This window comes from Rhabdothermincola sp., assembly GCF_036846205.1.
Lineage (GTDB): Bacteria > Actinomycetota > Acidimicrobiia > Acidimicrobiales > Acidimicrobilacustridaceae > Rhabdothermincola.
In genome coordinates, this window is record NZ_DAIUCK010000132.1 from 1 (window position 1) to 6,913 (window position 6,913).

The window sequence follows — 6,913 nt, forward strand, 5'->3', positions numbered from 1 at the left end:
CGCCCGATGCCGGATGCCGCTCCGGTCACCACCACCACCCGGTCACGCACCTCCATGGCGGACCTCCCGCCTCGCTACCGCCCGGCCGAGGCGGCGGCCTCGAGGGTGCGGCGGATGACGGCCATGCGGTCGGGTCCCCAGGGCAGTGGCATCACGACCGGGACCTCGACGCCGGCGTCGCGGTAGGCCTGCACGGTCGCGGCCACATGGTCGGCGTCGCCCATGACGTCGATGGCGTCGATCATGCGGTCGGACACCGCGGCCAGCGCGCCTTCCCGGTCCCTGGCCTCGTGGCGGGCCCGGATCTCGGCCACCTCCTCGCTGAAGCCCGCCCGTTCGAAGTTGCGGGCATACGAGTCGACCACGGCGTAGGAGAACAGGTCCCGCCGGGCGTAGTCGATGCCGTCCGGTCGCTCGCAGACCCCGACGTGCACGTAGGCGTAGATGGTGGCGTCGCCGCCGGCACGGACCTGCTCGACCGACCAGGGGACGTGTGAAGCCGGCAGGTAGTTGAGCAGCACACCGTCGGCCAGCTCACCCGCCAGCCGCAGCATCCCCGGGTTCAGCGCCCCGACCACGATCTTCGGCCGCCGCTCGCCGAGGCGCACCCCGAGACGGAATCGGTGCACCTCGTAGAACTCACCCGAGAACGACACCGACTCCCCCGACAGGCACTCGCGCAGCAAGGTGACGTACTCCCGCACCTGGGCCAGAGGTCGATCACCGAAGGGCGCACCGTGCCACTGGCGAGTGACCACCGGGGAGCTGATGCCTATCCCGAGCAGGATGTCGTTGTCGGGGTGCAGGGCCTGGAGCGTGGCCGCGGCCATGGCGGCCAGCGGTGGGGTGCGCAGCTGGAGGGCGATCACGCCGGTGCCCAGATCCAGCGACGGCGCCACCTGGCCGACCGCGGCCAGGGTGGCGAACGCTTCCGGCCCGACCGTTTCGGCCGTCCAGAACGAGCGATACCCGAGCTCCTCGGCCCAACGGGCCGCGGTGATGGCGGCATCCAGACCGAGGTTCATGAACCCGGCGAAGGTCACACCCAGCGGCGCTCCGGCCGGGGTGCCGGCGGTCGGGGAGGTCATGAGCTGCGACCCTATCCCGCGTCGGCTCCCGCCCCGGTCCGGTGCCGCTTCCCGTCGCCCGGGGCGTGGGATCCCGGGGTGGGATCCGCGGTCAGAACGATCCGGTGCGGGTGAGCCGGTAGGGGGCCGCCGAGCGGGCGTCGCCGTCCCAGCTCACCTGCGCGGTGAGCTCGGTGGAGTCATCCGCGAGGCAGCTCGGCTCCGGCACCGACACCGTCACCGGTGATCCGTCCCGGCTCACCTTCGCGCCCAGCAGCTCCGATCCGTCGTAGAGCTCGAGCCGGGCCGCCGCGCCGGCCGGACCGGCGAGCGTGACCTGGAAGGTGCCGTCGCAGAGGAGCTGGAACCGGTCCTGGACCGGGACGGGGTAGCGGTCGACATCGGCGCCCGGCACCAGGTTGGCTGACAGCGAGCTGGTCAGGGGCTGCCCGTCGATGGTGTCGGGGGCGGCCTCGCAGCCGTTGGTGGGGTCCGCGTCGTAGTCGGCGTGCTCACCGAGGCATCGGCTGCCGTCGGTGTTCGGCGCGGCGGGGGCACCGCACGGCTGGTACGGCTTGGGGGTGCAGGGCGCCGTCAAGGGGGTGCTCGCCGCCGGCGATGCGGTGGCATCGGGACCGGCGAAGGCCACCCGGTGGCTGCGCAGGTACCACACGCCGGCGGCGATGGCACCGAGGCACGCGACCGCGGCCAGGGTGCCTGCGCCGATCGCCGGCAGGAGCGCCGCCGAGCGCCGGCTCGGTCCCCGGGCGGCGACGATGGTGCCGGTGGGGCCGCCGGCCGCTGCGGCGGCCGTGGGTCGGCGACGAGGGTTGCGGTGCAGCATGGGTGCCAGCCGCCGGCGCAGGGAGCCGTCGAGCTCGCGCGGCAGCGGCGCCAGCCGGCCCTGCGCGGCTCGTTGGAGCGCGACACGGGGGTCGCATCGACCGTACGGTGGCTGGCCGGTGGCGGCGTACAGCAGGGTGGCGCCGAGGGAGAAGACGTCGCTCGCCGGGGTGGCGGGCTCGCCCCGGGCCTGTTCGGGGGCCATGAACTCGGGGGTGCCGATCGGGCTGCCGGTCGCGGTCAGCCCCGAGGTGGCGTCACGGATGCTCGCCACCCCGAAGTCGGCCAGGTGCGCTCGGCCCTCACGGTCGAACAGCACGTTGGCAGGCTTGATGTCCCGGTGGACGATGCCTTCCCGGTGCGCAGCCGCCAGCCCCGCCAGCAGGGTGTCGGCGAGGTGCTCGACCTGGCCCGGGGAGAGCGGGCCCCGCGTCCGCACGTGGTCGGCGAGGGTGCCACCGGCGAGGTAGGGCATGACCAGCACGATCTCGTCACCGTCGTCGATCACGTCGAGAAGTGGCACGATGGCGGGGTGGTCCAACCGGGCCAGCGCCTCGGCCTCCCGGTGTACGCGTTGGCGGGCCTGTGCCAGGCCGAACGCGCTGCCGTGCAGCACCACGCGCTTCAGGGCGACGGGCCTGCCGGCCGGGTCTCGGGCCAGGTCGACCACGCTCATGCCGCCACGTCCCAGGCGCTGTCGCAGCTCGTATCCGACGACTCGGGAGGAATGGCCCACGCCCCCTCGAGCGTAGGGGGTCGGCGCGGCTGGTCTCACGCGCCCCCGGGGGCGGGGCGCGGGCGCGCGGGGTGATCCTCCTGAAGACTTCGGTGTCGGTAAGGTGGCGGGCAGTGGTGCAAGCGACCCTTGTCACAGCGGAATCGGGTTCGACGGCGGCGAACATGCGTATTCCAGGCCGGGCCGCACCGGTCGCTCTGGAACAGTCCGGGTGCCGACCGGTGTTGAACACGTCGGACACACGACGACAGGAGACGACATGACCGAGACCGAGGTCGACACCATGCAGCAGATCGAGGTCGCCACCGTCGAGGCGAGCGGCGCGATCAGCGAGGCCCTCGCGCTGATCGACCGCGGTCTGGGCGACATGATGCACCGCGAGCTGGTGTCCACCGACGAGGTGGCCGACCTGCTGCTCGACGTTCGCCTCCTGCTGACCGCGGATCTGGCCGAGGCGCCTTCGGCGAACTGACGGTTCGACGCCGTCTCAGACGATGTCCGCCGCGGCGGCCTGACGGGTGGCGGCGATCAGCTCGGCATAGGCCTCGACGAGGCAGTCCCGGAGCAGCTCCGGCCGGGTGACCGCGCCGGTGTCGATGTGCACCCCCATGTTGAGGGTGCCTCGGTAGCTCATCATCGTGAGGTTGAACGCGGTGTTGCTCACCGGGCCCAGGGGGTAGGTGGCCTCGATCAGCGCACCGCCGATGAACAGGTCGAACGGTGCCGCCCGGAGGTTGGACGTGGTGAAGTCGATGGTGCGCGCCTGATCGAGGGTGAAGCGGGCCAGTACCGAGGTCGGCAACAGGTTCGCGAGCCCGGCGACCTGGTCGATGACCCCGATCACCCGCTCCCGTTTGGTGCGGTCGAGGAGCTGGTGGATGGCGGCGAAACGCTCGATCGGGTCCTCGATGTCGACCGGGATCACCACCCGGGTGGGCACGAAGGCGTTCCCCCCGGCGCTCCCGTCGACCCGGGTGCTGACCGGCATGGCCATCCGAAGCGAGGCGACGGGCGCGCCGAGCCTCCGGTGGTACGCCCCGGCCGCCCCCGCGGCCCCGGACACGAAGAAGTCGTTGAGGCTGCCGCCCAGTGCCTTGGCCGTCCGGTGAGCGTCGTCGAAGGGTACGTCGAGCACTTCCAGGCGCCGCCGGAGGGAGCGCTCGGTCCACAGCGGGGAGTGCGCTCGATCCGTCACAGCCACCTGGCGCAGCATCGACGCGGCCGTCTCGCCGATCTCCGCGCTGGCTGTGCGCAACCGGGTGGGATGGGAGACCAGGTCTGCCGCGCCGGTGACGCCTCGCAGCGCGACACCGAGGGTGCGCCGCCAGGTGTGCCCGAGGGTGTCGGCGGCGGCGTCGAGGAGCGTGGGCCGGCTCGGTGGGGCCTCGGAGTCGAGGGCGACCTCCTCGATGTCCGGTGCGTCACGGGTGAGGTCGATGAACTGCTCCGACATGCGGATCCCGCCCTCGCCGTCGGTGATCGTGTGGTGCATCTTCTGCAGGAGCGCGGCACGGCCGTCCTCGAGCCCCTCCACGACGACGAAGGCCCACAGCGGGCGCGTGCGGTCGAGAGGGTCCTGCAGGAAGCGGGTGGCGAGGTCGAACAGCTGGCGTCGTGTGCCCGGGGCTGGGAGCGCCAGATGGCGGAGGTGGTAGTCGACGTCGAAGTCGGGGTCGCCCTGCCACTCCGGGGGTGCCAGGCGCCCGAGCGTGGGGACCACCCGCTGGCGCAGGCGGGGGATGCGTTGCACCATGCGCAGCAGCCGGCGGCGGAGGCGCTCGAGGTCGGGGGTGCGGTCCAGCAGGGTGACGCTGGCGAAGCTCGGGTCGAGGTGCGGGTCCTTCTCGACGTTCCACATCAACGCCTCGAGGTCGGTCATGCGGCGGTCGGAACGGACCTCACGGGTGCGGCTTCCCGGAGCGTGCGGTGCCATCGGCCACAGCGTAGGACCCCACGTCGGCGAGCGCCCCGACGGCGGTCGAGGTGGAGTGCGCTCAGCGGTCAAGGGTGGTGTGCTTGAGCTCGTTGAGCTCGGGCCAGCCGGCGACCAGGCCCACGATCCGTTCGATGGTGCGGGTCGCCAGCTCGGTGTCACCACCCGAGTCGTTCATGAGCCGCACGAAGGTCGCTCGCTCGCCCACCAGGAAGGTGGGGACTCCCCACACCTGGTGGCTCGCGGCTGCCGATTCGTGCTCTGCCCGCACGACGGGGAGCACCGCCCCGCTGCCGATGGTCTCGAGCACCGCCGCCCCGTCGAGTCCCGCCAGGTCGAGGACAGCGGCGACCACCTCGGGGTCTCGCAGGCGTCGGCCGTGAATGTGGCGGGTATCGAACAGCCCTCGGTGCACGGCGAGGAACCGATCGGGGTGATGGTCACGCACGTAGACCCCCGCTTGGAGGGCGAGCAGGCCGCTGTCGTCGTCGGGTCGGTCCCAGATGTCGGGCTCTCCTTCGGCCACGTGCACCTGGCCGAGGCAGAAGGGCACGAAGCGGACGTCCCAATCTGCGCCGCCGAGGAGAGCTTCGATGAGATGGTCGTGGATGTTGCGCGCGAACGGGCAGCGGTAGTCCCAGGTGACTGCGAAGCTCAGCGGCATGTGCGGTGCAACCGGATGGTCGGTACGGCCATTCCGTCAGCGGTCCCGGAGCGGCCAGAGCTTGCGGAACGCGACCCCGAGGGCGAGGCCCACCGCGGCGCCGCCGATCACGTCGGACATGTGGTGGATCCGCACGTGGATCCGGCTGGCTCCGACCGCGGCGGCGAGTGCCCAGTAGGCGGGCGCGGCGCGGCTGTTCTCGCCGAGCAGGATCGCCGCCACCACGGCTGAGCTGGCATGGCCGCTCGGGAAGCTGGTGGTGAGGGGGATGCGCAACTTGTGCGGGCGTTCGCCCTGGTAGACGGGTCGCTCCCGCCGGAACAGCGACTTCACGAGGCCGTTCACGATCACGGACTCGATTCCGAGGCAGACCGACAGGCGGATCGCCGCCTCGAGGTCACGTTCGGACCGCAGCGCCCGAGACCAGGCGATGAGGTGCCACAGCAGCCCGAAGTCGGCGAGCTCGGTCACCGCATAGGTGATGCGATCGAGCGGCTCGCGCCCTCGGATCCGGTCGAACTCGCGGTCGACCGCTTCGTCGAAGCGTTGGACGGCGGAGACTCGGTGTGGGGGTTCGAGCGGTCCGGCGGGGTCGGCGGTCACCCGGCGGATGCTAGGGGGAGCACCAGGGCTCGTTCATCCGCGACCTCGTGGTCGGGCCGGGCGCGGCGTGCCTCGGCCACACGGCGGGCTTCGGCAGGGTCGCCCCCGAATACCGGACAGTAGGTCGTGAAGGCGCACCAGTCACACAGTCGGGATGGCCGGGGCTGGAAGCTGTCGTTCTCGCAGGCTCGCTCGATCGTCGACCAGATGGCGAGCACCCGTCGCTCCAGCGCACGGATGGACTGGTCGTTCGGCACGGCGGTGATCGCCACCGGGTCGGCCAGGTAGAGGAGCTGAACCCTGGCTGGCCGGCGGCCGAAGAGCCGCTCGCAGAGGAACGCGTAGAACTGCACGCCGCTGAGCCTGCCCCGCTCCTGATGCTGGTGCGGAGCCCGGCCGGTCTTGTAGTCGGTGACCACCAGCTCGCCGTCGCTGTCGAGCTCCAGGCGGTCGATGATGCCGCGCAGCTTCAGGTCGCCGACATCAGCTTCGAGCAGGAGCTCGAGGCCGATCGGGGCGACAGTCCGCGGGTCCTCGAGCTGGAAGTACCGACGCACGAGCTCCTCGGCGTCGTCGAGGAACGCCGCCTCGCCGGCGCGGTCGAGTCCGAGACCGGTGTAGTCGGGGTCGGAGCGGAGGTCCTCGAAGGCCTCGTCGAGCGCGGTGAGCGCAGCAGACAGGCTGCGTTGCTCGGGTGGCAGGAGGAAGAGCCGCTCGAGCGCCGCGTGGACCAGGGTGCCCTTGGTGGCCGGCAACGCCGGAGGCTCGGGTAGCCGGTCGATCGCCGAGAACCGGAACGCCAAGGCGCAATCGGTGAATGACGACACCTTCGAGGGTGACAACGAGGTGGGTGGCGACAGGGACCCCACGCAAGAACCCTACGCGGGAGGTGGGACAACAACGGGGCTTTGCTTGAAGCGGTCGTCCTGGGGGAGGGGAGGCAGGGCGTCCACGGACAGGAGTGGGGTCATTAATCACGGAACGTATTTTTATGACCACCTGCAGTTTCCTTTGTGACGGATGCCGCTTGAGAGGTGGTGCTGGTCGTTCGTAGCTTCCGGAGCCGC

At 71.4% G+C, this 6,913-nt stretch carries 7 protein-coding genes; 1 reads left to right on the forward strand and 6 read right to left on the reverse strand.

Going from position 1 to position 6,913, the window contains the following annotated elements; translation table 11 throughout:
- Positions 1 to 74: 74 nt before the first annotated feature.
- Both V7004_RS14590 and V7004_RS14595 read right to left on the reverse strand, forming a co-directional pair.
- Complete coding sequence (locus V7004_RS14590; protein WP_334144900.1) at positions 75 to 1,088, reverse strand: LLM class F420-dependent oxidoreductase; 1,014 nt, start codon at positions 1,086 to 1,088, stop codon at positions 75 to 77.
- Between the two features lie 91 nt (positions 1,089 to 1,179).
- Complete coding sequence (locus V7004_RS14595) at positions 1,180 to 2,685, reverse strand: serine/threonine-protein kinase (RefSeq protein ID WP_334144901.1); 1,506 nt, start codon at positions 2,683 to 2,685, stop codon at positions 1,180 to 1,182.
- 220 nt (positions 2,686 to 2,905) lie between these two features.
- On the opposite strand from V7004_RS14595, the gene V7004_RS14600 reads away from it, so the two are divergent.
- Complete coding sequence (locus V7004_RS14600) at positions 2,906 to 3,118, forward strand: hypothetical protein (RefSeq protein WP_334144902.1); 213 nt, start codon at positions 2,906 to 2,908, stop codon at positions 3,116 to 3,118.
- 15 nt (positions 3,119 to 3,133) lie between these two features.
- Here the strand turns inward: V7004_RS14600 and V7004_RS14605 are convergent, their stop codons facing one another.
- The 4 genes from V7004_RS14605 to V7004_RS14620 form a co-directional block, all read right to left on the reverse strand.
- The gene (locus V7004_RS14605; protein WP_334144903.1) at positions 3,134 to 4,579 is read right to left on the reverse strand and encodes a wax ester/triacylglycerol synthase domain-containing protein; all 1,446 of its coding nucleotides are present in this window, start codon (positions 4,577 to 4,579) and stop codon (positions 3,134 to 3,136) included.
- A gap of 61 nt (positions 4,580 to 4,640) precedes the next feature.
- The gene (locus tag V7004_RS14610; protein WP_334144905.1) at positions 4,641 to 5,243 is read right to left on the reverse strand and encodes a DsbA family oxidoreductase; all 603 of its coding nucleotides are present in this window, start codon (positions 5,241 to 5,243) and stop codon (positions 4,641 to 4,643) included.
- Positions 5,244 to 5,279: 36 nt separating this feature from the next.
- Positions 5,280 to 5,846, reverse strand: a complete 567-nt coding sequence (locus V7004_RS14615; RefSeq protein ID WP_334144907.1) for a phosphatase PAP2 family protein — start codon at positions 5,844 to 5,846, stop codon at positions 5,280 to 5,282.
- Entirely contained in the window at positions 5,843 to 6,715 is an 873-nt protein-coding gene (locus V7004_RS14620) for a RecB family exonuclease (protein WP_334144908.1), read from the reverse strand. Before V7004_RS14620 ends, V7004_RS14615 begins: the two co-directional genes overlap by 4 nt.
- Positions 6,716 to 6,913: the final 198 nt, after the last annotated feature.